This is a genomic window from Pseudomonas sp. 05N434 (assembly GCF_056396965.1).
Window position 1 is genome coordinate 1 of the sequence record NZ_JBFTMK010000781.1, and the last position, 1,693, is coordinate 1,693.

A 1,693-nucleotide genomic window follows, 5' to 3' on the forward strand; every position below is an offset into this window, starting at 1 on the left:
AGCTCGTAGAGCTCTTCCACATAGGCAGCGTTACTACCGGAAAGGTAGGCGCTGTTCCACATGCGCTGCATCACGCTTTCTTGCATGCTTGGTCACCCTCGGTTAGGGGAACACCACCGGCGTCGACACCGAGCAAACTTGCAGAAGTCCGAATGCAGCGACTAAAACAAGCCACTTAGGATCACGCTGATAGTCCGGGTACCAGCCCGGATGCCCCTGCTTGTCTCATTTCTTCAAAATAAGAGCCGCAGCCTTATGGGCTGCTGCTCAGGTTAAAACTACGGCGCCGGTTGAAGCCTGCGCCGTAGCATCTACGGGTACAGCGGTTCTACGGGTACAGCAGCTGAATCACACGCCGCTTTGCAGCAGCATGTTACGGATGTGACCGATGGCCTTAGTCGGGTTCAGGCCTTTCGGACAAACGTTGACGCAGTTCATGATGCCCCGGCAGCGGAATACGCTGAACGGGTCATCCAGCGAAGCCAGACRCTCGGACGTCTTGGTGTCGCGGCTGTCTGCCAGGAAGCGGTACGCTTGCAGCAGGGCAGCCGGGCCCAGGAACTTGTCCGGGTTCCACCAGAAGGACGGGCACGAAGTCGAGCAGCAAGCGCACAGGATGCACTCGTACAGACCGTCGAGTTTTTCACGCTCTTCAGGGGACTGCAGACGCTCGATGGCCGGAGCCGGCGTGTCGTTCTGCAGGTATGGCTTAACCTTTTCGTATTGCTTGTAGAAGATGCTCATATCGACGACCAAGTCACGGATAACCGGCAAACCTGGCAGAGGACGAACGATCAGCTTGTTACCTTTTACGACGGCAGACAGCGGCGTGATGCACGCCAGACCGTTTTTGCCGTTGATGTTCATGCCGTCGGAACCGCAAACACCTTCACGGCAAGAGCGACGATAGGAGAAACCCTCGTCCTGCTCTTTGATCAGGGCCAGCACGTCCAGCACCATCAGGTCTTTACCACCGGTATCAACCTGGAATTCCTGCATGAACGGCGCAGCGTCCTGATCAGGGTTGTAACGATAAACACTGACTTGCAACATGGCGGCCACCCTTAATAAGTCCGAATCTTAGGTTCAAAAGTCGGAACAGTCTTCGGCGAGAAGTTCACTGCACGCTTGGCAACGCGCTTCTCACCCGGGAAGTACAGGGTGTGGCACAGCCAGTTTTCGTCGTCACGATCTTCAAAGTCTTCACGGGCGTGAGCACCGCGGGACTCTTTACGTACTTCTGCAGCGATGGCGGTAGCTTCGGCCACTTCCAGCAGGTTCTGCAGCTCCAGCGCTTCGATACGCGCGGTGTTGAACGCCTGGCTCTTGTCGTTGATCTTGACGTTGGCGATACGGCCACGCAGATCAGCCAGTTGAGCAATACCCTTCTGCATGTATTCGCCAGTACGGAATACACCGAAGTAGTTCTGCATGCAGCTTTGCAGCTCGCGACGCAGGGTTGCCACGTCTTCACCATCAGTACGCTCGTTCAGAGCGGACAGACGCGACAGGGCCGCATTGATGTCGGCGTCGGTGGCGTCGTCGTATTCGATACCGTCGGTCAGCGCTTTTTCCAGGTGCAGACCGGCCGCACGACCGAAAACCACCAGGTCGAGCAACGAGTTGCCGCCCAGACGGTTGGCACCGTGAACCGATACGCAAGCCACTTCACCAACCGCGAACAGGCCAGGAA

General features: G+C 57.0%; 3 protein-coding genes. All 3 read right to left on the reverse strand.

The window, feature by feature from the left end:
- On the reverse strand, window positions 1-86 hold an 86-nt coding region (locus tag AC1DLB_RS29285), incomplete at its 3' end, for a hypothetical protein (RefSeq protein WP_477786217.1).
- Between the two features lie 262 nt (window positions 87-348).
- Window positions 349-1,053 carry a succinate dehydrogenase iron-sulfur subunit gene (locus AC1DLB_RS29290; protein WP_477786215.1) on the reverse strand — a complete coding sequence of 235 codons (705 nt, stop codon included), beginning with the start codon at window positions 1,051-1,053 and terminating at the stop codon, window positions 349-351.
- An 11-nt stretch (window positions 1,054-1,064) separates the two neighbouring features.
- Window positions 1,065-1,693 (reverse strand): FAD-binding protein (locus tag AC1DLB_RS29295; RefSeq protein ID WP_477786216.1); only part of this gene is annotated, 629 nt, incomplete at its 5' end.